We start from the raw sequence: 25,914 nt of genomic DNA on the forward strand, positions 1-25,914 counted from the left end.
TTGGGTTAAAAAGCAGGATTTAAGCTTGGGCCGAAAATCAAAAGCGATTTTCAGCCCAGGCTCTCTTTTTATTTTTCCTTATAAACATTTTTTAACGTTAATGGAGCGCCAAAGGTATGAAAATTCAAGCCTTTGACTTTATCATTTTGCAGGACTGTTTGTTCATTTTGGCTAAGTGGAATCATACCAGCAGTCGTTTCAATCACTTCTTTTTCAGCTGCAATCAGGGTCGCCCATCTTTTTTCTGGCTCTAAGGCATAGGTTGTGGCTGCTTCATCTAATAATTTGTCATAGACAGGGTTCTGATAATTGCGATCATTGCCCTTGTATAAAGTCATCAGGGTAGAAATAGGATCTTGATAGTCTGGTGTCCAGTAAATTAAGAATAAATCATAGTCACTTTCTCGCCCAAAGTTCAATGCAGCTTCGGTCGGCAATGCGGTTAGCTCTATTGTCAAACCAGGAAACAGTTCTTGTAGCGAGCCTTGCAAACTTTCACCAATTTTTTTGTAAGAACCATCATCTGTTACCATCAATTCAACGTTAACCTTTTCTCCTAATTCTGCTTGTGCTTTTTTCCAATAACTTTGCGCTTTTTCTTTGTTATAAACCATTAAATTACCTGCTTCTTGACGAAAATCGAGACCCGTTGTGGGATTCGCCACAAAGCCTTCCGTAATCGCACCATGTAAAGCTTTAGAACCATCTGCAATAATATTATTGACTAGATTTTCTTTATCTATTCCTAAAGCCAATGCTTTACGCAGGTTTTCGTTTGCAAGCGGCGTTGCTTGCCCTTTCCGTTTTTGATTTAAGCGTAAGTAGTTCATTGTCGCTGTTGGGTACGAATGATACAGCGTATTATTTTTATTCTGTTGCGCCAGTTCACCACTTAGTGTAGCCACATCTAATTGTCCATCTTCAAAAAGATTCAATGCAGTAGATGTTTCTTTGATAACCGTATAATTGATAATGTCTGAGCGCACGTTCTGGCGATCCCAATAGCGATTATTCTTTGCTAGTTGCCAGTCCATCTTTGTTTGCTGCCAATCTTTTACCACGAACGGGCCATTATAGACGACTTTATCACTAGCAGTTCCATAGTCCGCACCAAATTGTTCGACTACTTTTTGATTTTGCGGGAAAAATGTAGGAAAAGCTAACAAGGACGTAAAGTACGGTTTTGGCTCTTTGAGCGTCACTTTTAATGTATAATCATCCACAGCTGTGACACCTAGTTCATTGGGTGCTAATTTCCCAGCTGAGATTTCTGCACCATTTTGAATTGTTTCAACGATGAGGAAGCTATAAACAAAGCCGTTTTTAGGATCAATCATTTTTTTCCAAGCATATTCAAAATCATGCGCTGTGACAGGATCATCGTTACTCCAAACCGCTTCTTTTCTCAAAGAAATCGTGTAGGTTTTTCCATCTTCTGAAATCGTCGGCAATGCTTTTGCTACGGCTGGTACCAATTGGTCTTGTTCATCTAAACTATATAACCCTTCAAACGCTGCTGTTTGGACAATAGCATCTGGGAAATCCAATAATACAGAGGTGTTGAGCGTTGTTAATTCCGAGGGTGACATCAGTTGAACGGCTTCTTTGGTATTTTTCTGTTTCTTTTTATTTTCATTTTTATTGGTACACCCAGCTAAAAATCCTACCAATAAAATACAAACCATTGTGATTTTTAAATACTTTTTCATCTTCTTTCTCCTATAACTCTTCATTTTTTTATGCTCTTACTTACAGAAAGACAGCTCCCCTTTTATTTTGTCCTTTCCACAAGCATCCAGACAACGACCGCTGGCTCCACCCCATCATTATAATTAATGTGACCTTCACCAGCTTCAATTAATTGGGCTTGTCCAGCTTTTCCGACTAAGTCTTGACCATCTTCTAAAATCGTATGTGCTTCGCCAGAAATCACATAAGAATATTCATCTTGTTCATGGCGAGCATATCCAGCTAAAGGCCGTTTTTCACCAGGTTGTAATGTAATAATGCCCATTTGAACTTGTGCATTTGGTTGGTTTTCTTTATCAAAAAAAATCGTCATTTCTTCTGATTCTGCTGATTTAATAAGCAATAGCTTTCCCTCCTTTTTTAAATCTTGTATCTTCCATTATTCCTTTAAATAGAATCAAAGTCAATATTTTTATAGAAAATTCTGAATATTCTACACAAAAAAAAGAGAGCATGAATTCTCTCTTTTTTGTCTCTTTAAACTTTTACAATCCAGCCTTCTGGCGCTTCTTTGTCACCAAACTGTATGCCAACCAGTTCATCATATAGTTGCTTAGTCACTGGTCCAACTTCCGTTTCACTATAAAATACATGGAAATCTGTGCCGTTTTGAATCCCACCAATAGGAGAAATAATCGCCGCTGTGCCACAAGCACCCGCTTCGGAGAAGTCCGCTAATCGATCAATGTAAACGTCTCCTTCAAGCGCCGTCATCCCTAAACGTTCTTTTGCTAGCGTCAATAATGAATATTTAGTAATACTTGGTAAAATAGACGCTGATTTCGGCGTAATAAAAGTACCATCTTTGGTTATGCCAAAGAAATTGGCTGCACCAACTTCTTCAATTTTCGTATGCGTATACGGATCTAAATAAATGCAATCACTAAATTCTTTCTCATGTGCTTCTGCACCTGGTAAAAGACTAGCTGCATAATTGCCCCCCACTTTAGCGGCCCCAGTTCCTCGACCCGCCGCTCGATCATAGTCAGAAACAATAAAGTTGGTTGGTGCTAAACCATTTTTAAAATATGAACCAACCGGCACGCAAAAAATAGAAAAAATGTATTCTTTGGCAGGTGCTACACCAATATTATCGCCGACACCAATCATATAAGGGCGAAGATACAACGTACCGCCCGTTCCATATGGCGGTAAATAAGCAAGGTTGGCTTTCACCACTTCTTGACATGCAGAAACAAAGGTTTCTACTGGTACTTGTGGCATCAGTAGACGCGCACAACTTTTTTGTAGCCGTTTGGCATTTTCATCTGGACGAAACAAATTGACAGAACCATCTGCACATTGATACGCTTTTAATCCTTCAAAACATTGTTGGCCATAATGTAGAGCAGGCGAACCTTCACTAATCGTTAACTGATTGTTATCTGTTAGCGTGCCTTCTTCCCACTTGCCATCTCGCCAATAACTAATATAACGAAAGGGCGTTTTAATGTAAGAAAATCCTAAATTATTCCAATCAAGATTGGCTTTTTCCATTGTCGTAGCACCTCAATTATTTTGATTTTTTATCTTAATTAGTGTAATTGTACCCACCAAAAACTAGAAAAGCAAGTCTTATTCTCATTCTTAACTTTTGTTATTTTTTCTTACTTGTCCATATTTCCCTCGCAAAAAAAACCTTGATAACCGTTTCTTGAATTGCAACGGAATATCAAGGTTTCGAAAAATTATTCAGTATACTCTTTGGTTTCTTGTAACGTCCCATCTTGCTTATAGATTTTCAGCTTTGTTTGTTTATTCCGAGCAATTTCTTGAGCTCGTTCAACCGCCTCTTGTTTGTGGGTAAATGTATTGCTTGCTTTTTCAGCGCTGTCTGAAATCACCAACCATTGGTCGTCTTTATATTTAACGTTGACAGCCGCCGTTAATAATTTTCCAGCATGTTTATCCTGTTTATGCGAATCTTGTTTCGTAGGATTTGCTTCATGTTCGAAGGCCTTTTTGTCTGCTGCACTTGCCTCTTGATACCATTTCTCCGCTTGACTAATCGCAATTGGAATGGCACGATCATCAGGGTAGCCATCCGCAAGCAACGCATTGCCAATATCTATCGCTTTTTTCCGAATCAAAGGTGCTAAATTTTTCATTGATGTAGGATAATCATTCATATTCCAAGGCATCAAAATCTCCTCCTTAAATTCTGTCTATTACTAGCTTACTACAGAAAAGGAACATTTGAAAAAGAAATGAATCAAAGACTTATTTTTTTTAAGGTTAACTAAAAATATTTGTTTACAATGTAAAAAAATGCTATCTTTATTTATGGAAGCTTAAGCAGAAGTAAAAATTTATAAATCCAACAAAAGGAGTTGCTAATTTATGGCTAATGTAAAATATATTGGAAACGATACAAAAAAATCTGAAAAAGGGAAAATCCACGTAAGAAATGGCAATTATACAGCTTGTGGAGCTCGAATCGATGACAATCCTGAAGACTGGGAAAATACAACCCAATATGTTACTTGTGAAAAAAAAGGCTGCAAAAAATAAAAACTATTAATAAAAAAAAGAAGCTAAAAACCATCAAATTCTAAAAAAATGCTTAAGTTTCCAATTTATACTACTGATTATATAACAATAAATTGTTAAAAATATAAATACATTTTAAAGTGGATTCCCCTTCCAAACTTCTCAATCTTTGAGTGTATGATTACTCATTCCCCTTTGAATCAGTTATGATAAAGGAAGAAATAAATAAATTTTTTGGAGGGATTTTCATGAAAATGTCTAAAGTACTCACCACTGTTTTGACGGCAACTGCTGCTCTTGTGCTTCTTAGTGCTTGTTCATCTGATAAAAAAACAGATAGTAGTTCTAGTAGCAAAGAAACAGCTAATTCAAGTACAGAAGTAGTCTCTGGTGCTTCAATTAGTGCCAAACCTGAAGAACTCGAAATGGCGTTAAGTGATAAAGGAAATTGGATTGTCGCAGCTACTGACAATGTCACTTTTGATAAAGAGGTAACAGTTGCTGGTACTTTCCATGATAAGGGGAAAGATTCCAACGATGTCTATCGTAAATTAGCGCTTTATTCTCAAGATGATAATAAAAAAGTAACTGCTGAATATGAAATCACGGTTCCTAAGCTAATCGTTTCTTCTGAAAATTTCAACATCGTTCACGGGACTGTCAAAGGTGATATTGAGGTGAAAGCAAATGGCTTTACTTTAAATGGTACCAAAGTTAATGGCAATATTACTTTTGATAAACAAGAATACAAAGATTCTGCTGACTTAGAAAAAGATGGTGCCACTGTTACTGGTGAAGTCACCGTAGCCAATAATTAAGTCATTACCAAACAATTTTAACTAGTAAAAAACCAATGACAAATGTTCAATCAAATTTGTCATTGGTTTTAGTTTGTAAACACAGTGCCAGCATTGGTAGATAATTACAAAATGAACTCACTCTTTGCCATAAGCCTAAATAATTAAATGGTTTTACCTGTTGTAGCTGTGGAATCCTTGCTAAGCCATATAAGCCGGCTGCAAGCATACATAAAATAAACAAAAAGCCAAAAAGGTTTTTATTTTTTTGCGAACCGTATTTACTATAGATAATGGTTAAGACGCCTGATAACAACAAAAAGCCTGTATAACCGACTGCTGATCCTCCGTTATGAAGCGCGGTAGCAACTGTGCCAGCGCTTGAAGTGTCTACGCTGAAGAGCCCACTGAAAATACAATCAAATAAACCATAAGCGCCAATCATTGCCACTACTAACCAAGCACCTTTTTTCGTTTTTCTGGAAAAAATAGCATATATCCTAGGTAAACTTGCTAACATTAACATTCCCGCAATGATAGTTAACCGATTAAAGGTTTCTCTAACTGGACTATTCACATCACCTAATAAGCTAATAACTTCTGTCAATTGATTGTAACCTTGATCTTTGAATCCGACATAATAAGGTGTAAAAAAATCAAGTAAGACCCCTAAAACTAAAAAATAGCCACCATATTTTTTTAAAAACTGCATCTATTCACCTCAATTTTGATTTTCTATTTACTTTAAGTATAGCATATCAAAAATTCCAAATAATTAAACTTTCTTTCTCACTAAAAAACTTTTCGTCAACGCGAGACGAAAAGTTTTATTTTAGGATTCAATAGAATCTACAATCTTATCATTTTCTTTTGATTCATTTAGCCACTCCGAGACAATAATTTTAATGATTGCAGCAACAGGAACTGCTAAAAACATCCCTAAGACGCCGAAGTACGCTCCCCCAATCGTAATTGAAACAATAATTAAAATCGGATTGACATTTAGGGCATCTCCCATAATTCGAGGACCAATAATATTGCCGTCAATTTGTTGTAAAATTAATAAAACTAGTAACACCGTAATGGCTTGAGTAACACCACCTGTGAAAAGCGTAATCACACCAGCAACAATTGACGCAAAAATCGAACCAAAATAAGGAATCATATTACAAATACCTAATAAAATCCCCAAAGTCACAGCAAATTTCACATTCAAAATACTTAACAAAATCGTTGATGAAACGCCAATTATACAAGCATCAAGAAATTGGCAACTGATAAATTTATAGAAAATTTTATTCGTTGTATTTAACCAGGTTTGTGTTTGCTTGTACACTTTTTCAGACAGCAATTTGTGGGCGGCCTTTTCAACAAATGTCAAAATAGATTGCTTAAATACCAGCGCATATATTGAGATAATCAACGTTAAAAATGCATTTAAAAAGAATGAGGAAACATTTTTAGTCAACGTTCCTAATGAAAATAACGCTTGTGTCCATTGATTTAAAAAACGTTCCGGCGACAAATCTTTAAGGACACTATTTAAATATTTTTCAATCGCAGCTGTTTTTAAAATCCCTTTATCTTCTAAACTCATCACAAACTGAACCATGTGATCATAAAAAGTGGGTAAAGAGTTTGCTAAATCTACTAAATTACTAATGAGTAGCGGAACGATATAGTTTAATGTCAAGACAAAAATAAACAAAATAATCAGGTACAAAAGGAGTACGCTCAAGCCGTGTTTCGCTTTTTTTACGACTGGTAAAGGAACTCTTTCTAGTAATCCCTCGATTTTTTTCTGACTTCCACTCAATAAATAAGCAATCACGAACCCAGTAATGAATGGGGATAAGATGCCTAACAAACCCGAAACACTATGGACAAAGTGCTGATAATTCGTGATTAATAAATAGCCAACAATCAGCGCCATTACAAATAAAAAGCGGACAACCCAGTAATTCCAATCAACATTGTATTTCTTCAATCACTTCACCTCTAAATAAATTATGCCTATCATTGTAATTGTAAACGATTTGTTGCAAAAGGCAAGTTTGTCCATTCGTTCTTGATGAAATACACAAAGAAGCCAGACACTTTAAAAAATGTGTCTGTTTATTCTGCAGTATAAAAATGAGACACTAGACCTTGCTTCTTTTCATAAAAGAAGCAACTTGGGCTACAAGTACGTTTAACTTGTAGACCAAGTTGCTTAGATAGACTAAATTTATTTTTTCGATTCCACTGTGACCGTAAAGTTATCCATAATGAAATCTTTATCGGCACCTGTTGTAAAAATACCAAACGTAGTGTTTCCTGAAGCATCCCCAATTATTTCTGCTTCATAATGCTTGGTTTGACCATCTGCTGCTGTCGAAGTCAACTCACCGACTGGCTTAAAGTCATTGTTATTTTTCAACTCCCCATTAATGGTCCCAGCAGTAAAGACATTTTCACCATCAGTTTGATAATCAAATTGGACCGTATATTTCTTGTTCGGTTCAAATTTAATATTTTGCGGAATTGTTTGAAGCATCAATCCTGCTCCTTGTTTATGGGCTTTCAAGGACCAGTTGCCTTCTAATACATCTGAAACAAGGTTTCCATTCCAACCATATTGTGTGTAAGGTTCATTTTTTTCTGATAAATGAATCCGTGGATCTTCTACACCACCAGCTGAGCCTTTAACGAAAGGATATAATCCAACTGCTTGTGTGTCTTCAAAATCTTGCTTAATAACTGTTTGTTTGTCTGGGTTCATGATATCCGTTTGACGCTCAACAATTCGTAAATCATCAAATTTTGTAACGGAATTGCCTTTATCAACCGCTAACGTCACCGAGCCTTTTTTTGCATTATCTGGGATTTCAAAATCAATTCGCATATTTTGCATATACTGCGGATTTTTCCTGCTTGTATGGTTAATATCTGCCTGAATATAGTTTTGGGCAACCGAATTATTCACTGTCCGCGTATATTTTTTACCACCAATTTTAACAGTTACTGTGGCTTTACGATCATGTGTTTCTGTGTTTAGATACAAACTATATTTTCCTGGTTTAGGAAGATTGATGTCTTGTTTGATTTCGGTTCTTTCTTTTTCTGAACTAAAGACATAATCACCGTTAGCATCTTTTTTAACCTCTCCATCACCTCGGAAAACTTTCCAGTTATTTTTCAAGGTATTGGCTTCATTAAATCCAGGATCTTTAAATGGTGTTCCTGTTCCAAATGTCATCGGTTCAATACTGTCAGGTTCAGCAATGACATACGGTGTATTAGCCTCGGCTTGGATGGTCACTTGGTTATTTGTAGTGGCAATTGCGCCTTTGTCAATACGCCCTTGATCTGTTAATTCATATAAATGTAAATTCGTTTTTCCTTGCATTTTCTTATCCAATGACCAAGTGCTGGTACCGCCTTTTGGATTCCAGTGATATAGTTTGTCTTGACCATTGACATTCCAAGGCAGTAGATACGCATCACCTTTTAGAACTTCTGTCTCATTTAACGTAATGCTTCTTGGCGAATTAGCATCTGCTTGAGTAACGGTCACTTTTTCAGCACCGTTCGCTAATTTAATTGTGCCATAGATTTGACCATCTGCTGCTGTTGTAGTTTCCCAGTTTGTAATTTGGTAATGTTGTAAGAACTTAGTTGGGACATTAATGGCAAAAGTTTTTTGGCGATAGGTATTAAAATTGGTTTTACCCACCCAACCTTCATAGGCTTCAAATTCAGCTCCACCTAACAAAGGGTTGTCGGAAATAATCCAAGTGTCTTTTTGGTGATTCCGAATAAAACGAACGATTGTACTGTTAAAGCCTTTCGTTGTTGTACCGCCGTAATCTTTTTCTGCAGACCAATGGTTCCAAACCGAGTCATACTCTAAAGCATTCGGAAATTCATTGGTTGTAAACCAACCGAGTGAATTAATTTCTTTACTTAGTTGACGACTTGCCCAACCTGATTCGCCTTGGTTGCCCCAAACATCAACATAAATATAATCTAGATTCGGTGCTTTTTGTTTTAATTCTTTAAAGCGCTCATAGCGACGACCACTCAATGCATCGGGTCTTTGTTTAATAAAATAAGACGGATCTAACCAATCCCAGCCACGCTTCGTTGGATCAACTAATTCCTCATTAAATCCTTTTGCTTCTGGGTAAGACTCGGTGTCATTAATATGCACACCGAAAACGGCATTTAATTTATGGCCTTCATCAATTAATTGATTCAACGCTTGTTCCCCACCAGGTCGCTGACCAATAGCACCGTAATCTGGATGCGCAGAATCATGTCCTTCATTTTGATACCCTTTTAGTAAATTCATTTGTCCTAATCCATCTGTTAAATTGTAAATACGTTTTGATTCGTCTAACGTCACTAAGAATGGGTTTGTCGCCTGACTAGCAAAGTTAAAAGGAATCCGTTGGTTGACTAATTCAGGGACTTTTTCCGCGCCCATTGGGTTATTCATAATTGAACGGAACCCAATTGCCGCATCTTGCCAATCCACCCGATTGTCGTCGTTGCTATCTTTTGAGAATTTAACTTTCACTTCTGGCGTTTCTCCAGTTGTGTAATCTTCCGGTGCATCAAATGGTCGATAGGTCCATGCCCCACTTGACAAGGTTGTTACAAAACCAGTCGCCGCTTCTTTTGTTTGTTTATGGATTCGATTGTTGTCACTACCATCGACAGAGCCGTCTCCATAGGCGTTCGTCCAAAAACTTGCAGCATAATTCGCTGTATTTAAGAAACCATACATATATTTTTTCGTTTCTTCTTGGCTTGTTGTAGTTAAATCTTGGATAGTATCACCATTTTTATTTCCGTTATTTGCATTTGTCCCAGTATTCATCACAACGCCAGCAAAAGTCGCCCCTTCATCTGTACTATTGACAGAAATCAAGCCTTGATTTGGAATTGAAATTGTGTGTATTTTAGTTCCTTCTTCACGAATATCTGAGAGTTTCATAGCTAATTCTTGGCCTTCGGAAACAGTCAATGTCGTTGTGAAACGCAAACCAATTTCTGGGACAGCTACATTATAAACGGCTTGATTTGCTTCACTCTTTTGTTTTTCAGCAGTTGCTTTATATGCTTTGCCATCAATCATTACTTGGTCAACTTTCTCGTGTTGGCCATTAAAAATCACTTGATTACTCTGAGGGTCTTCGTAGCGAATAATTCGTGGAAATTGTGGATCAACCACGGCTGTTAAATCTGCAGAAGAGATTTTGTCGCCTTTTTCAGCTTCATTGTCTTTAGCAACAACAATGCTGGCTTTTGCTTTGCTGTTTGTATTTTCCAAAGTACCGTCGACTTCAAAAGTTCCTGATTCTTTGTATGCAGCAGGATCGATTTCATCCCAACTGACTGCTTCATTGGCTTCTTTACCAGTATTATAGGTCACTTTTACTTGTTTCGGTAATTTTGGTGCGACACCAATTTTTGTAAAAACTTTGACTGGTGCAATTTGTGTCACTTCTGGCACAATTTCCGGAATGCTATCTACGGGGCCATTTTTAAAATAGTCATAATTGACAATTTTTTTGTCGTACCACAAACGGACACCCACATGTCCGGCTTCTGTTGGAATTTTGTCTCCGTTGGCCAAAACAGGTTCTCCTTCGTAAATCAACGTGGTGTTAAGCCAGATAGTAATTTTTTCACCAACATAACGTACTTTCAACAAATAATTCGTATCTTCATTTAACGTTGGCCCAGAAATTGAATCATTCCACGAATTAGGGCTTTCAACTAACCATTTGCCATTCGCGTTATAGCCTACAAAAACCCAGCTATCTTTGGTATTACCACGAATAATCACACCCGTTCGACCGCTTCCAGCAGTGTATTTAAACTTTGTTTCTACTTCACCATCAGCTAATTTAGGGGAATCTAAATTTAAAGATACGGCATTATTACCTGCTGCTGCATCTCGTGAAATCGCCAATGACTCTCCTGCTAATTCTCGATTTGTTTTACCAATCACATCTTGCCACTCACCAATTTTCCCTCCTGGAAAATCAGATTGCCACAATTTTTCTTCTGTTGCGGTAGGTTCCACCATTGATGAGCTTGTTTCAGTGCTGCTGTTTGTTGTTTCTTCTGCAGACGTACTTAATGGTACTAAAATCGTTGCGCTTGCCAATAGTGTCAATGTACTAAATCGTTTTATTTTTCCATGTTTCATCTGATAAATCAGCCCCCTAACATTTTTGAACACGCTTTCATTATTAACAATTAAAGGGGCGTTCCAAAAATAAATTCTTTTATTTTTGGAACGTCCATCTCTAAATCATTCTCTTAAAAACTTTGATTACTTACGACAACAAGTCAGAATTATTCATCCTCATCATCTACTGCAACATTTAGCAGCAATTCGTTGACTTTCACAATACTTTCTGCTGATTCCTTAACATAGTCACCTTCAATCGCTAATAAATTTGCATTTACATAGCTGATAACCATCGGTAAATTCATCCCAGTATATAAGTCAAACGAAGCACCTTGCATAATTTTTTTGGATAAAATATTACAAGGTGTTCCCCCTAGTAGATCAGCAAAGACAACAAAATCTTCTAACGATTCCGTAATCGCTTCAAATTTTTCTAAAAAGTCAGCTTCACCTTCTTCTGGTAATAAAGCAACAGTGGAAATTGTTTCTTGCGGTCCCATAATCATCTCCGCACTTTTTTTCAATTCCTCGCAAAAACGGCCATGACTTACTAAAACTAAATGTTCACTCATCGATTTTCTCCTGTCTTACTTATTTTGAAATAACACCTAACGCAGACAATGCGACACAGACAATTAATACGATAAAAATGGCTTTAGTAGACGTCATATTCTTTTTACCTAGCATCCAATAAACGCCACCGACAATTCCTGCAGGAAGTAGGCGTGGTAAAATCATATCCAAGTTATTTTGCATGTTAAGTGTTACATCCCCAATACTTGGTGCCCATGATAGTTTGACATTAACCATCGTTGCCACTAAAGCGCCAACCATGAAGACCCCTAGTAAAGTTGCAGCATCTGTTAAGGCAGTTAAGCGGTGTTGCATAGTTGTTACCAAAGAAATTCCTTCGCGATACGCAAATTCCAATTGTTTCCAACGGAAGACCATCACGGCAATTTGAGCAACAATCCAGATAAAGATACCAGTTGGGTTACCATTAATCGCCATGTTAGCAGCTAGCGCTCCAAAAATAGTTGGAATTAAAGCTGCGAAAATTGAATCCCCAATTGCTGCAAACGGTCCCATTAAACCAGTTTTCAAACCTGAAACTGTTTGTTTTCCAGCAATGCCTTCTTTTTCTTCAATGGCCAAATCGATCCCTGTAATAATCGTATTAAAGAAGTTTGAAGTATTGAAAAATTGCGTGTGTGTTTTCATCACTTCTTTTAATTCAGGCGTATCATCCCCATAAATTTTACGCAATTGTGGCAAAATCGTATACAAGTAACCTGATCCTTGCATTCTTTCGTAGTTCCAACCTAATTGGAAAGTAAACAAGCTTCTGCGATTAATTTGTTTAAAATCTTCTTTCGTCAATTTATAATTAGATTTCGTCATCTTCAATCTCTCCTTCGTCTGAATCATTCGCTGCATGTTCTTTTTTGGCTACTGGCCCACTCGGAATCATTTGACCATTTTTGTAGCTAATTGCGGCTAAAGCGAAACCAATTAAAGCGACTGCTAACATTGGTAGTGCGTTAAATACACCACTGAAGTCTTTCACAACGCTCGCAACAGATGTTCCTAAAAGTTGCATGTTTGTAAAGATTGTTCCTAGTAAAGCAGTTACAGTGAAACCAAGAATTAAATAAGGGAAATGTTTTTTCACTGGTAAGTAACGTAGTAAAATTGCAAAACCGACCGCTGGTAAGACCGCCCCAGCAACAGACAAGCCATCACCTAACCATTTCAAATCGCCATTTAGGACAGATACAACTTTTTGTACTAAACCACCACCAAAAGCAAGTGCTAAGAAGACTGGAATCATTCGAGAAAGAGACCAAGGTAAGGCACCCATTAAGAAGTTACGTTCAATTCCTTTGTAGTTCATATCTTCGACCATTTTATCAATTCGATGTGCAAAGTAGGTATTCGCAAAACGAGCCAAAATGTCTAATTGAATCATTAAACTAGCAACTGGTACTGCAATAGCAGCGATTGCTTGTTCAGGGTTCATTCCTAAAGACACAGAAAATGCTGTGGCAAGAATCGTACCTGAGTTAGCATCAATTTTGGAGGCACCCCCGAAAGTCCCAACTCCTAATACAGTTAATTGCATACTTCCACCAATAATAAGTCCTGCTTTAATATCCCCCATCACTAATCCTGCAAAAAGACCTGCAAACACTGGCGCACTTAATGAAGAATAAATTTGTAATTCATCTAAAATTTGGTATCCTGCGTATAATGTTAATAATAAGATCTGCCACCATAAGATATTCATTTTTTGTTCCCTCCTATTTTGTTATCAAACTCATAAAGTCTTCCGCTTTGTCACTTGGCACCATTTGAGCAATCAGATGGACACCTTTAGCATTTAACTCTTTAAAAACCTCAATATCTTGATCGACCACATTGATTGACTTAGTAATCGACCGTGTTTCGTTTGTTTGAGACATGTTCCCAACATTGATTTCTTTAATCGGCACCCCAAGTTCTACTAGTTTTAATAAACGATCTGGTTTCCGTACCACAATTAGTAAACGTTGTGAGTCGTATTTTCCTGCTAAAATATTTTGAGCAGCTTTTTCAACTGGTAACACGCTTAGTTTCACGCCAGCTGGTGTTGCTAATTTCAAGCCACTTTTTTCAATGGCATTCCCTGCAACTTCATCATCAACGACCATAATTCTGGAAATATTCAATTTTGTCGCCCATAAATTTGCCACTTGTCCATGAATCAAACGTCCATCAATTCTTACGCCAATAATACTCATTGTAATCCCTCTTTCATTTCTTTATATAGTGGTTCTTTTACTAACTGAATTTCTGGTTGGTACGTTCCTTCCGTTTCAAAAATGACGATCTCATTTTGCCCTTCTTTTAATAATCCTTTGGGAATATATAAGGAAAGCGTCGGACCAACATTCCAGAAACGACCAAGATTGGTTTGGTTAACAAAAACAATTCCTTTGCCGAATTTAGAAACATCAATAAATGTATCTTTCACTTCTGCTAACTCCACATGATACTGGTAAAAGCTTGGTTGATCAGGCTGCCATTCTCTTGAATAGTCTACCTGTTCACAGCTTGTCATAGATAAACAATATTGTTGCCATTGCGTCATAAAATGTAAATCTGCCATGACACCCGTTCGAATCCCTTTTTTCTGAGTATCTGCAAATAGTTTATGCCCGTAATTGACACGACCCATATTTTCCATTAAAATATCGATTTGATTATTCTCTTGCGGCAGTGTAACGTAAATATCTTCGCCAATTTCCGTTTGATATTGCGTTGCTTGATGTACCTGATTGACAAATAATTGCAGACGATCACGACCGTCAATCACTCTTAGCTTTTCTTCTGCAGCATCTTTTTCAATGCTTGTTCGGTAAAGAAGATAGCCGGTATTTTGTCCTAATTGTTCCATGGTTTGCGGATAAACGCTGACCACTGGCTGACTAATCGTTTCTAAAGTCGCAAACAAACTCACTTTGTTGGTTAAAGGAATTGCTGTTTGCGCAAAAGAATCTTTTACTAATGGTTCAGCTTGTGGTAACGCAGGGTACTCTTCGTGAAGCATTTTTTGTAACGCGAAATACTTTTCGGTTGGGTTCCCTTGTTCATCAAGAGGCGCATCATAATCATAGGAAGTGATTTGTGGTAAATCAATGGTTCCTCGTGCGGAGCAGCCATTCATAAACCCAAAATTGGTGCCGCCATGAAACATATATAAGTTGATACTGCCTAATGCTAATGCTTCTCTAACTGATTCAGCCAATTCTTGCGGATCTCGTTTAATAATTGGCTCTTTCCAACGATTAAACCAGCCATCCCAAAATTCCATACACATTAGCGGCCATTTTTTACCATGTTCTTCAAAAAAGGCTTGCATCATACCGAAATTTTCTTTGGCTTTTGAGCCAAAATTTCCGGTTACTAAAATATCATCTTCAATCATGCTGCCTGCCCGCAATGTTGCGCGCCATGGCCCGTCAGAAGTAAAAAATGGTGCTGTCACGCCGCGTGCAATCATCAAATCGCGAATCGCCCGTAAATACGCTTTTTCTTCGCCAAATGAACCATATTCGTTTTCGATTTGAATCATTAAAATATTGCCACCGTTAGCAAGTTGATGCGGAACAATTTTTTCCATTAAAACATCATAATATTCCGCAACATGCTTCAGATAGGTTGGATTATTCGAACGCATCCGTCCTGGTTCATTTAATAGCCAGGCTGGAAAACCGCCAAACTCCCATTCTGCACAAATATAAGGAGACGGCCGCACAATCGCATATAGTCCAAGTTCTTGTGCTAATTTTAAAAAGCGCTCCAAATCTAATATTCCCTCAAAATGAAATGTTCCTTTTTGCGGTTCATGTAAATTCCATGGTACATATGTCTCAACTGTATTAAAGCCTAAAGCTTTCAAGTTATAAAGTGAATGATACCAATCTGAGGGATCTACACGAAAATAATGAATGGCGCCTGATAAAATTTTAAATGGTTGACCATTTAAAAGAAACTCCTCTTTAATTTCAAATCTGTCCACATTGCCACCCTTTCTAGTAAACGCTTTCAATTACTGGATAATTGCTAAATAAAGAAAGCTCTTTATTTAGCAATTTCAACTACTTGGATGTTCATAAGATGTTTCTTCACGTTCTCTACATCTACATGCCCAGTCATTCTTTCTTGGGCATTAGCCATTCCAGCCGCCATGCCCCATTTTAGCAGTTCGGCCGCTGGGGCATCCTTGGCTAGTCCATAGGCAAGACCAGCAATGGTTGCATCTCCTGAACCAACAGGATTTTTAGCTTGAATCGTTGGAATTTTTACACGATAGAATTGATCGTGATGTTTGGCAATTGCACCATCTTTTCCTAAAGATATGACAATCCATTCAATTCCCGCAAACATTGGTTTTGTTAAAGCTGTTTGTACAGCTGCTAATGGATTTTCTGAAAAATCTTGCTCTAGCAATCCTTCTAGTTCCTCTAAATTAGGTTTAATTAAATACGGTTTCCATGGTCCTTGAAGAACTTGCCTTAAACTATCCCCAGAAGTATCTAGTAGCACTTTAACCTCTTGTGCTTGAGCTTTTTGAACTAATTCTTGATAAAAATTTGATGGTAATCCTTTCGCTAAACTGCCAGAAATTGTGACAATTTCTGCTTGCTTAATTAATTGATCGAAATTTTCAAGGAAGTTACTGATTTCTTCTGGGGAAACAGTCGGTCCAGCTTCTAAAATTTCAGTTTGATTCCCTTCGTGCAAAATCGCAATCGAATCACGTGTTTCTTCTTTGATTGACGTAAATGCTTGGGGGATGTTTGCTTTCTTTAACTCATTTGCAATAAACGCCCCATGAAAACCACCAAGAACGCCGGTAGCGATAACATCTCCACCTAAATCATGAATAACGCGAGTGACATTTAGTCCTTTGCCACCAGGGGTTTTGGTCACCTGACTGGTCCGATTAACGGTATCAAGCTTTAGATGATCTAATAGGTAGGAGATGTCAATTGACGGATTCATTGTTACTGTTACTATCACAGCTATGCCTCCCAATTACCCTTCGTTTACTTGAACTTTCGCATGCCAAGAGCTGGCGGTTGCTGCGATGACTTCATTTAAACTTTCAATGTTTTCTCGGCCTTCTGTTTTTAACCAATCACAAGCCGCAGTTTCTCCTGCTTCAACGAAAGGTTTCACGCCATTTTTCCACGTAGCACGGCCACATAAAACACCATTAAATGTTGAACCAGCTTCTTTAGCGAAACGTAGTGTTTCTTGGAATAGTTCTGTTGAGACACCGGCACTTAAAAAGATAAATGGTAAATCAGTGGCTTGACTTTGTTCTAAGAAATAATTCGCCGCTTCCTCTTTTGTATACGCTGTTTCAGCTGGCGCAAAACCTTCTACAAAATTCATATTAACTGGAACTTCCACTTTCAATACATCTACTTTATATTGGGGTTTAGAAAATTCTTTCATCATTTCATTCACTTTATGCGGTTTAACTTTTGCATATTCTAAAGAAGTTGCATCTGCTATTTGTGCATCATAAGAAACTAATTCTAAGTAAAATGGTAGGTCTTCTTCTGCACATTCACTCCCTAAGCGTTCAATAAATACATGTTTTTGATGATTGATTTCTGGATCCTCATCCACATCATAGTAGAGTAAAAATTTAATCGCATCTGCGCCTTCTTCTTTCAAGCGTAAAACAGACCAATCTGCTAGTAAATCAGGCAATCGTCCCGGAGTTGTTGCATCATAGCCCGTTTTTTCATAAGCGAGTAACAATCCAGCCTCGGTATCGCGTGCTTTTGCAGCAGGCAATCCATATTCTGGATCCAATAAAATGGCGGACGCATAAGGTGTCAATTCTTTCGAGACTAATTCTTTAAACGTTTCAATTTGTGCATCAGTTGGCTCTACATCTAGCGCTTTGATCATTTTTTTCAAGGCACCTCGTTGATCAATGGCTAATGCGCTAATGATTCCTTCTTGGGTTGACAAACGATCCATTGCCGCTTTTTTTCCAGCTGTTAACGTAAGCATAGTTCCTCCTCCAAATGTTGTATTATTTATAGTCATAAATCGTTACACCTTTAACCACACGATTCACTGTACCTGTCGGTGAAGGGGTATCCGGTTTATTTCCAACTTTAATAGATGTTAAAAGTGCGACTGTTTGGGCTACCATGATATCTGCTAATGCTAAATAGCCATCAGGTAATAGAGCAGTTTCTGCGGAATATTCAATAGTTGAACCTGAGAAATTACGTTTGCCAGGTTGAGCAATCGCAAAAACACCCGCCGCAATTTCGTCACCGTGAACTTCTTCTAAGATATCCAAGTCATAATCTCTTGTGTATGGTGTATTATTAACAAAACCAAACATTATTGTTTTTTCATTAATAAATGATTTTGGTCCATGACGGAAGCCCATAGAAGAGTCAAAAATTGTGGCAACTTTGCCGGCTGTTAGTTCTAAGATTTTTAATTGCGCTTCTCTTGTCAAACCAGCTAAACTTCCAGAACCAACATAAACAATGCGTTCAAAATCAAGGTTAACAATTTCATTTAATTCTTCTTCACGGGATAGCACTTCTTCACCTAATTTAATTAGAGCGTTTACATAATCTTGTTTTTGCTCAAAGGCTGTTTGATCAAAGAGTAGTAATGTACCCAAAGTCATGCAAGAAAAGCTACCAGTCATCGCAAAACCACCATCATTGGAACGTGTTGGCATTAAGAATAAAAAGCTGTTTTCTTCTTTTTGGCTTATTTGTGCCAGTTGTCCTTCTTCGGCACAAGTAATCGCTAAATGATGAATTGTTTCAACCACTTGATTAGCTACTTCAACTGCCGCTAAACTTTCAGGACTATTTCCACTTCTTGCAAACGAAACTAGCAATGTTGGTTCGTCTTTAATCAGATAATCTTCTGGTTTGGCCACAATATCCGTTGTTCCAATACTTTCGAATGAAAAGGCTTGTGTGTCGCCGTGTGCTCGGAGATAAGGTACAACCGTATCACCGACATATTGCGAAGTCCCTGCTCCTGTAAAAATTACTCTTGTTCGTTTTCCTTGCGCTTTGGCTTGGACTTCTTTTAAAAAGTTTTCCAAAGCTGTTTGATTTTCATGATAAAGTGTCACGGTTTCTTGCCAAAGCTCAGGTTGCTGACGAATTTCACGTGTCGTGATTTCCGCTCCTAGTTGTTCTAGTTCTTCTTTTTCTGCTGTAAACATACTTAACTCTCCTAACTATTCCGAATATGGCGTATCTGATAATGAAATTGGTCTGCTCGTGCCACACTCAACGTAAATTCAATAATTTCATTTTTCATGTTATATGTCTGGCGTGCTAAATGAAGGACTGGCGCTCCTTCCGGAATCATCAATAATTTGGCATCTTCTTTTGACGCAATGCTAGCGTATAATTCTTCATCAGCTAAACGAACGGTTTGCTTAAAATCTTCCGAAAATAGATCATATAATGGCTTGCTACGTAGTAATTGATCCGTGAGTGATAAGAAAAATTTCACAGGCAAGTATGTGTCTTCAACCATTAATGGCTCGTTATCAGCAATCCGCAACCGACTTAATTTAAAAACTGCCTCTCCTAACGAAAGATTCAAATGCTGACAAATAAATTTATCCGCTTCCAATTTTTCGAAGGATAATATACGGGTATGTGGTTTTCGACCCAGCCCTTTCATTTGTTCTGTAAAACTATATGCGCCAGCTAAATCAGCGGCCTCTTTTTTTATATCTGAAACAAATGTTCCTTTGCCATGACGACGATAGATGGAACCTCTATTTTCTAGTTCTTGTAGCGCTAACCGGACCGTCGTCCGACTCACTCCATATTGTGCAGTCAATTCACGTTCAGAGGGCAACTTGTCATGAGGAATCATGCATGTTTCGATTCGTTCCTGCAGCAAATCAACAAGTTGATGATACAAAGCTTTGTTTTTAAAGGCATTTTCCATAACTTTCTCCTTTACCCTAACTGGTTATAACCACAAACCAATAGTACGGTGGTTTTTTTTATTTTGTCAATAAAAAGTATTAATAAATATCTTCATACCGCTATAACCTTGAAATGATAACGTTTACATTTTTTTATTTTTCTTTATTGTAATATTTTTTTCCTCAAGAAATCATTTTTTTATAAAAAACCATCCTTAAATATGATACCAGTTGCTGGCTTTATTTTAAATAGACAAAAAAGAGTATGAGACAAAAATCACTTTAAATTTTTGTCTCATACTCAAAATCTGAAAAACAGTTCTATCCCGACTTCTTCGTTTCTATTGTTTGGTTCTGGCAACAACTAACAAGTAACTGATTTTACGAAATCCATGACAATATTCATTATCGAGCATATTCAATCCTTCTGCTAATTTTCGTATAAGATAAATATTGATTGAATGTGTTGACACAACGAAAGGCCGTCCTATTCGCATATTGATCATAATAACGCTTGGTATACCACTGAAATTCTTTCGTCCAAGGTTTGACATGGCCAGTAAAGTGGATAATGGATGGTGCTCTTCTCGTTTCTTCATATTGTTTTTCTCCATAAATAGTTGGATGTTTTTTCGCTTTTGACAGAATATAACCTTGGGCGTTCCACTTAGGATGCAACAGGGTCCAACGGTCGTGTAAAACCGCATTCAATGCATCTTGATCATGGAAACGTAATTTATCTGGATTTTCTTCAATAAATCTTAAGACTTTAGTGGTTACATCTAAATTCAACCATTTTTTAACATCGATTAGCAACAAGCCTGAGTTAAAATAACACATAGATTCTGCAGGAATCGCCATTTTTTCCAAACGTTGATGGAACCCTGCATCTTCAACAGCGGCGATGATATTTTCACCTAAATCAACTGTCCATAATTTTGCGACATCATCTAAGGCAATCATGTCACAATCCATATACAACAGCCGTTCGATCTGGCTTCCTCTAAACAGCTCTGGAATAGCAATCCTGTAGTAAGCTGTTTTGGGAATTTGTTCACTGGTTACAACATTTTTGAAAAAATGGGGGTTGATTTTTAAAAATGTTAACTCTGCATTGATTTGGGTATGTTTAATCGTAAAATACAGTAGTTGCTTGCTTTCAAAATTGATATTGTCATCAATCACATAAAAATGAACAGCTGCTGCTGAAGGACTATTTTTTAAAATTGAAACAAACATAGCAGCAAGATGCGGTACAAAGTTGGTATTGCAACAGGAGACAATCGCTAATTCTTTTCTATTTTCCATTTCTTGCACCTACTTTCTTTAACTTGTTTAGATAAAGAGCTGTATAAGGATGATTTTCTAACGTATTCCAAGGTTTATCGTGTCCAGTAAAATGAATAATCGCTGGCTCTTGATTTCCCGCTGTATATAATTTTTGATAGGCTTCATTAGGCGCTTCATGACGATTAAAAACTAAAGACGTCTGCATATTCCATCTTGGTTCTAGAGCTAGCCAATCTTCATAAAGAACAGCGTTTAAAGCATCTTGATCATGATAAACTATGCGGTCCCCATTTTCTTCTAGATACTGAATTGTTTTTTGCGTGATTGCTTTCTCGTTCCATCGGTCAATATCAATCATCATAACTCCTGAATTAAAATAATAATCGGAGGAATCGATGCCCAAACGTTTCAAGGCATATGCTTGACCAGGATCAATAACCGCACCAATCGTTTGGTTCACTAATGGCGTATCATACAACTGGACAATATCATCTAAAACCAGCGTATCTGCATCTAAATAAAGAACCTTTTTATAGCTATATTTTTGTAAAAGTGACGGTAAAGAAATGCGTAAGTATGCGGTCGTTGTAATATGATCACTCACTAAAAAATTTTGATAGACTTCTTTGTCTGCTGTTAGAAATTCAACAGTCGCATTTTGTGAGTTACTACTAACCGTTTCTTGGAGTGCTTTTTTGCTAGATAGCGACAGCCCATCATCAATCACATAAAAATGAACAGGTCTCTCCGCATGACAATTTTCTAAAACAGTTGTCATCATTACATTCAAATAAGGAGCATAATTTTCGTCTGAAGCTGTCACAATTGGCACAATCTTCTGATTTTTTCTCATCAAAACCACTCTCCTCTTTTATTTTTATAGCTAAGTTCCTATTCAGAATAGGCCCTGAAAAACTTACCTGCAAATCATATGCTCATTATTTTATAATATAATTATAATAAAAATATATTTTATGGCTATAAAATAATTTTGTTTTCCGTTAACAACTATTAAAAAAACAACATTTCTCTTACTTTATCCTCAAAAATACTATTTATTTAATACTTGTTTTACTAATTTTTTTATCTAAAAATTCGCCTGTTGTATTTTCTGTTGATGGTAATTTTAAAATGTACAGCGAAACTTAATATAAATTCTAAACTGACTTCTTACTCAATAAAAGAGCGAAAAAGCCTGGGACAAAAATCACTTTGGATTTTTGTTCCAGGCTCAAAACCTGATAAATGGCGGAAACAGAACCAATTGCTTCGAAAATAAACGACTCTGTTCTGACCTCTTTCACTTCATATATGATTCTCTTTCCCTTCCAAAAGTTATCCTTCTTAAATGATCTATGGCGTAGTCGGATAATTTTGGACTGTCGTTTGATTGCCATTTTGACTAAACAAGCTGGTTGATTGTGCATTTTTTTGTTTTTCTACTTCTAAGACTTTGTTTTTTTCAAAAGCCACATCATAGTTGTAGTCCTTTGGTTGCACTTCTTGGAATCCTTGTGGTTTATAAAAACGTAAAAGGTTTTCCTGATTTAATTTGTCAGATAAACTTAACGATTTTTTCACCCAATCGTTATCTTTCGTGACTTCTGCTTTTAACTCTGCTGGAACTTGGTCTAATTTTTTTCCTTGATTATTGTAGATTTCCCCACCTAGATAAGAAAATTGAGGCGTTACAAAATCGCCATTTCTAAAAGGAACCACTTGTTTATATTGAGGAGATAAAAGGTCCGTGCCAAAATGGATATAATTTTTATCATCGACACCTAAAAGATGGTACAGTGTCGGTAAAACGTCAATTTCCCCACCATATTCGTGCATGATTTTCCCTTGCGTATAGCCTGGCATGTAAAACATCAAAGGTACTCTTTGCAATTGCGCATTGTCATAGTTTGTCCACGTTTTTGGATCGCGGTTGAAGGCTTTACATAAGTCCTTGTTGTTCGCATCTGAAATACCGAAGTGGTCACCATAAATAACAAAAATAGAATGATTGTATAAACTTGTTGTTTGCAAGTAATGGAAAAATTGTTCTAGCGATTGATCCAAATAGTGCGCTGTTCGAACATAATCATCCACAATCGAATTGCCTGTGTTCAATTTAGGAAACGGGAAGTTTTGGTCATCCGTATAATAAGGGGTATGATTGGTCACAGTTAAAAACTTCGCATAGAATGGCTGCTGTAAATGCTCAAGCTCACTAGCTGATTCACGCAACAATTGTTTATCTAAAATACCGTAACCTAGCATTTTGTCATCTTTTGAAAAATATGACCGATCAAAAAAGTATTGATAACCTAAGTTTTTATACACATGGTCCCGATTCCAAAAACTCCCCACATTCCCATGGAAAACAGCGGTTGTATAGCCTTTTTGTCCTAAAACTGCAGGAGCCGCTTCGAAAGTATTGTCTGATCCTAATTGTGTAAAAAGAGAGCCTTGCGGGAGCCCGAATGTTCCTGTTTCCAACATATTCTCCGCATCACTCGTTTTTCCTTGCCCTACTTCATGAAAGAAATTATCAAAACTGATTGTCGCTTTGTTTTGATAGAGCTGATTTAAAAACGGTGTAACCTCTTGGCCTTGGACTTTCATATTAATCAAAAATTGTTGAAAACTTTCTAAATGAATCACAAATACATTTTTTCCTTTGGCAATTCCGGCATACTGTGGATTAAGCGGTAAATTGTTTTGCTTGGTAAATTTCATGATTTCAGGTAATTCGTTTGAACTAGCTTCTGCTCTTATCTCATTTGACATGGCTGTTTTGACACCATCGATGGCTGTGAATGCATCCAAGCCAAGATATTTTACAATATAATTACGGTCAAAAATTCTTTGAAGCAATTGAGGACGATCGGTTTCGCTTAAAAATAAGTTAACCGAAAAGAGCAAAACACTTAAACAACTAATTGAGATCGCCAATCTTCTGTTGATAGGTTTGGTCACAAAGACTTGATGATTCCGTCGCTGTTTAAAAGAGTAAAATACCAAAACGAGCAGCACTAAAGTATCTAGCCAATAAAAGACATCGTGGACTCTCATTAAAGCAAGTAAATCACCAGAAATCCCTTCTGAAACTTTTGAAAAGCCAAAAACAGATTGGATGGTAATAAAGTCAGTGAATTCACGATAAAAAATAATATTCAAATATAAAATTAATGTATTTAAAACATTTAAAAGAGTTAAGCTAAGCATAAATGTTTTATGCTTTTTAAAATACAAACTAAAGCCAAATAATAACAGCGTAGTAGCAACTGGATTGAACCATAAAATTTCTCGCTGGAGACTGCCCTTAACGCCCAATGAGAAATCTAGGTAATACGCCAGAATCGTTTTTGCCCAAAAGAGTAAAACAAAAAATAAAAAGAGTCCTAATCGGTTATTTATTTTTTTCATCTAAGTTTGTCTTCCTTTCCCTTCAAAAAAAATCTTGATTTGTTAAAAATAAAACCTAACTCTGCGCAATGACTTTTTCGCTAGCGGAGAATTGGATAAATAACTTAAAAAGATAATCGCAATGGCGCAACATCCAAATAAAAGCCATACGTTTGTAAAAGGTGTTCGAGTAAGCGAACTAGTAATAGGCTTTGTAATTAAAAGACTTGGTAGCGCAACCCCTAAAGAATTGCCAATTTGCTTACATGTCACCGCAATGGCTGCTGCCGTTCCTGACTGAGAAAGTGGCATTCCTTCAATCGCTGTAATGGTAATCGGTGAATTTAACATCCCAAACCCAATGCCTAAAAAGATATAAATAACAAATAAAATAATCATAGGCGTTGTTTTAGTTACAAATAATTGTAAAAAGCTAACAGCCAACATTGAAATACCACAAAGCATAATAGGACGTTTCGTTCCTATTCTCCCTACCATTTCGCCAGCTCTCGGTGCAACAAGAAAACTAACAAAAGCCAAAGGAATGGTTGATAAGCCAGCTTCCAACGGGCTGAAGCCTCTCATCTCTTGCAAATATAGCGTGTTTAAAAATAAATAGCCGTTATATATGATAAAGCCAAAAATAGCTAAAAAAGAAGCCGATGTAAATGGAATAGATAAAAAGAAGCGCGGGTTGATTAACGGATTGTCAATGTTATATTCATAAATAAAGAAAATGACAATGGCTAAGCAGCCGATTATCCCAGTACTTAAAATATCTGGCGCGAAAAGCCCTTTTCTAGGTAGTCCGATAATGGAATAGATAGAACTAAATAGAAAAAGAATCATCAATGCTTGACCAACAAAATCATTTTTCACCGTTTTCTCTACTTTTGACTCAGGTACAAACTTTTGTGTAAGGATGATTGCCGCAGCAATGATCGGTACATTTACAAAAAAGACATACCGCCAGCTAAAATAAGAAACAATTAGTCCGCCAATAATCGGGCCCATGCCTAAGGAAATCCCTGTAACAGAGCCCCACAAGCCAATTGCTTTCGCACGTTCTAACTTTTCGGTAAATACCTGTGTAATAATAGACATTGCTACCGGATTTAACATAGAACCACCAATCCCTTGCAACATGCGAAACGCAATCAATTGCCCTGGGGTTTGCGAAATCCCACATAGGAAAGACGCTAAACCAAAACAGGCTAAGCCCAATTGAAGGACTCGTTTACGGCCAATTCGGTCTGCTGTAGACCCAGATAACAATAATAAGGATGCTACCATTAAAGTGTACCCATCTGTTACCCACTGTAATGTAGACAGATTCGTGTGAAAATCACTTTGAATGGATGGTAACGCCACATTGACAACCGTAACATCCATGGTCACTACAAACAAACTCATGCAACAAGTATACAAAATAACTTTTTTTCTATCGATCATAAAAACAGTCCTTTCTAGCAACTACATAAAACAGGAAAAGCAACAATGACACTTAAACTTCT

Annotated in this window: 22 protein-coding genes; 2 read left to right on the top strand and 20 right to left on the bottom strand. The window is 37.0% G+C overall.

Annotation, left to right across the window (positions count from 1 at the left end; genetic code table 11):
• Nucleotides 1–68 precede the first annotated feature (68 nt).
• From IGJ04_RS02530 to IGJ04_RS02545, 4 genes are all read right to left on the bottom strand, one after another.
• Nucleotides 69–1,709, bottom strand: coding sequence for a peptide ABC transporter substrate-binding protein (locus IGJ04_RS02530; protein WP_010828822.1), 1,641 nt, complete (start codon nucleotides 1,707–1,709; stop codon nucleotides 69–71).
• A 62-nt stretch (nucleotides 1,710–1,771) separates the two neighbouring features.
• Complete coding sequence (locus IGJ04_RS02535) at nucleotides 1,772–2,092, bottom strand: cupin domain-containing protein (protein ID WP_185946354.1); 321 nt, start codon at nucleotides 2,090–2,092, stop codon at nucleotides 1,772–1,774.
• Nucleotides 2,093–2,226: 134 nt separating this feature from the next.
• A complete protein-coding gene (locus tag IGJ04_RS02540) occupies nucleotides 2,227–3,246 on the bottom strand; it encodes a branched-chain amino acid aminotransferase (protein WP_002366823.1) in 1,020 nt (339 codons plus the stop codon).
• Between the two features lie 191 nt (nucleotides 3,247–3,437).
• Entirely contained in the window at nucleotides 3,438–3,890 is a 453-nt protein-coding gene (locus IGJ04_RS02545) for a DUF2188 domain-containing protein (RefSeq protein WP_002374668.1), read from the bottom strand.
• 199 nt (nucleotides 3,891–4,089) lie between these two features.
• Here IGJ04_RS02545 and IGJ04_RS02550 point away from each other — a divergent pair, with 199 nt between their 5' ends.
• Both IGJ04_RS02550 and IGJ04_RS02555 read left to right on the top strand, forming a co-directional pair.
• The gene (locus IGJ04_RS02550; protein WP_002380379.1) at nucleotides 4,090–4,260 is read left to right on the top strand and encodes a hypothetical protein; all 171 of its coding nucleotides are present in this window, start codon (nucleotides 4,090–4,092) and stop codon (nucleotides 4,258–4,260) included.
• Between the two features lie 185 nt (nucleotides 4,261–4,445).
• Nucleotides 4,446–5,057, top strand: coding sequence for a lipoprotein (locus IGJ04_RS02555; RefSeq protein ID WP_002382413.1), 612 nt, complete (start codon nucleotides 4,446–4,448; stop codon nucleotides 5,055–5,057).
• A gap of 46 nt (nucleotides 5,058–5,103) precedes the next feature.
• Here the strand turns inward: IGJ04_RS02555 and IGJ04_RS02560 are convergent, their stop codons facing one another.
• From IGJ04_RS02560 to IGJ04_RS02635, 16 genes are all read right to left on the bottom strand, one after another.
• The gene (locus IGJ04_RS02560; protein WP_113792553.1) at nucleotides 5,104–5,748 is read right to left on the bottom strand and encodes a DUF998 domain-containing protein; all 645 of its coding nucleotides are present in this window, start codon (nucleotides 5,746–5,748) and stop codon (nucleotides 5,104–5,106) included.
• A gap of 120 nt (nucleotides 5,749–5,868) precedes the next feature.
• Nucleotides 5,869–7,023, bottom strand: coding sequence for an AI-2E family transporter (locus tag IGJ04_RS02565; RefSeq protein WP_002386882.1), 1,155 nt, complete (start codon nucleotides 7,021–7,023; stop codon nucleotides 5,869–5,871).
• Between the two features lie 240 nt (nucleotides 7,024–7,263).
• Nucleotides 7,264–11,238: an endo-alpha-N-acetylgalactosaminidase family protein gene (locus IGJ04_RS02570; protein WP_438839866.1), complete on the bottom strand. Its 3,975-nt coding sequence runs from the start codon at nucleotides 11,236–11,238 to the stop codon at nucleotides 7,264–7,266.
• Nucleotides 11,239–11,387: 149 nt separating this feature from the next.
• Entirely contained in the window at nucleotides 11,388–11,795 is a 408-nt protein-coding gene (locus IGJ04_RS02575; protein ID WP_002365775.1) for a PTS sugar transporter subunit IIA, read from the bottom strand.
• A gap of 19 nt (nucleotides 11,796–11,814) precedes the next feature.
• Nucleotides 11,815–12,624 (bottom strand): PTS system mannose/fructose/sorbose family transporter subunit IID, encoded by an 810-nt coding sequence (locus IGJ04_RS02580; RefSeq protein ID WP_002357254.1) that lies wholly within the window; start codon nucleotides 12,622–12,624, stop codon nucleotides 11,815–11,817.
• On the bottom strand, nucleotides 12,611–13,510 hold the full coding sequence (locus IGJ04_RS02585) for a PTS mannose/fructose/sorbose/N-acetylgalactosamine transporter subunit IIC (RefSeq protein WP_010707485.1): 900 nt from the start codon (nucleotides 13,508–13,510) through the stop codon (nucleotides 12,611–12,613). Before IGJ04_RS02585 ends, IGJ04_RS02580 begins: the two co-directional genes overlap by 14 nt.
• 13 nt (nucleotides 13,511–13,523) lie before the next feature.
• Nucleotides 13,524–14,003 carry a PTS system mannose/fructose/N-acetylgalactosamine-transporter subunit IIB gene (locus tag IGJ04_RS02590; RefSeq protein ID WP_002361968.1) on the bottom strand — a complete coding sequence of 160 codons (480 nt, stop codon included), beginning with the start codon at nucleotides 14,001–14,003 and terminating at the stop codon, nucleotides 13,524–13,526.
• Nucleotides 14,000–15,814, bottom strand: a complete 1,815-nt coding sequence (locus tag IGJ04_RS02595; RefSeq protein ID WP_025192026.1) for a glycoside hydrolase family 35 protein — start codon at nucleotides 15,812–15,814, stop codon at nucleotides 14,000–14,002. The genes IGJ04_RS02590 and IGJ04_RS02595 overlap by 4 nt, the downstream gene beginning before the upstream one ends.
• Nucleotides 15,815–15,846: 32 nt before the next feature.
• A complete protein-coding gene (locus IGJ04_RS02600) occupies nucleotides 15,847–16,788 on the bottom strand; it encodes a hexose kinase (protein WP_010823747.1) in 942 nt (313 codons plus the stop codon).
• A gap of 15 nt (nucleotides 16,789–16,803) precedes the next feature.
• Nucleotides 16,804–17,799: a tagatose-bisphosphate aldolase gene (lacD, locus tag IGJ04_RS02605; protein ID WP_002357245.1), complete on the bottom strand. Its 996-nt coding sequence runs from the start codon at nucleotides 17,797–17,799 to the stop codon at nucleotides 16,804–16,806.
• A 22-nt stretch (nucleotides 17,800–17,821) separates the two neighbouring features.
• The gene (agaS, locus tag IGJ04_RS02610; protein WP_002398374.1) at nucleotides 17,822–18,994 is read right to left on the bottom strand and encodes an SIS domain-containing protein; all 1,173 of its coding nucleotides are present in this window, start codon (nucleotides 18,992–18,994) and stop codon (nucleotides 17,822–17,824) included.
• An 11-nt stretch (nucleotides 18,995–19,005) separates the two neighbouring features.
• The gene (locus IGJ04_RS02615; RefSeq protein WP_002360115.1) at nucleotides 19,006–19,737 is read right to left on the bottom strand and encodes a GntR family transcriptional regulator; all 732 of its coding nucleotides are present in this window, start codon (nucleotides 19,735–19,737) and stop codon (nucleotides 19,006–19,008) included.
• Between the two features lie 385 nt (nucleotides 19,738–20,122).
• Nucleotides 20,123–21,025, bottom strand: a complete 903-nt coding sequence (locus IGJ04_RS02620; RefSeq protein ID WP_438839867.1) for a glycosyltransferase family 8 protein — start codon at nucleotides 21,023–21,025, stop codon at nucleotides 20,123–20,125.
• The gene (locus IGJ04_RS02625) at nucleotides 21,015–21,860 is read right to left on the bottom strand and encodes a glycosyltransferase family 8 protein (RefSeq protein WP_438839868.1); all 846 of its coding nucleotides are present in this window, start codon (nucleotides 21,858–21,860) and stop codon (nucleotides 21,015–21,017) included. Before IGJ04_RS02625 ends, IGJ04_RS02620 begins: the two co-directional genes overlap by 11 nt.
• A 500-nt stretch (nucleotides 21,861–22,360) precedes the next feature.
• Nucleotides 22,361–24,421, bottom strand: a complete 2,061-nt coding sequence (locus tag IGJ04_RS02630) for an LTA synthase family protein (RefSeq protein WP_438839869.1) — start codon at nucleotides 24,419–24,421, stop codon at nucleotides 22,361–22,363.
• 42 nt (nucleotides 24,422–24,463) lie between these two features.
• Nucleotides 24,464–25,852 (bottom strand): MFS transporter, encoded by a 1,389-nt coding sequence (locus IGJ04_RS02635; RefSeq protein WP_010707478.1) that lies wholly within the window; start codon nucleotides 25,850–25,852, stop codon nucleotides 24,464–24,466.
• Nucleotides 25,853–25,914 lie beyond the last annotated feature (62 nt).

The sequence above is a fragment of the Enterococcus sp. AZ050 genome (assembly GCF_051715085.1).
GTDB lineage: Bacteria > Bacillota > Bacilli > Lactobacillales > Enterococcaceae > Enterococcus > Enterococcus faecalis.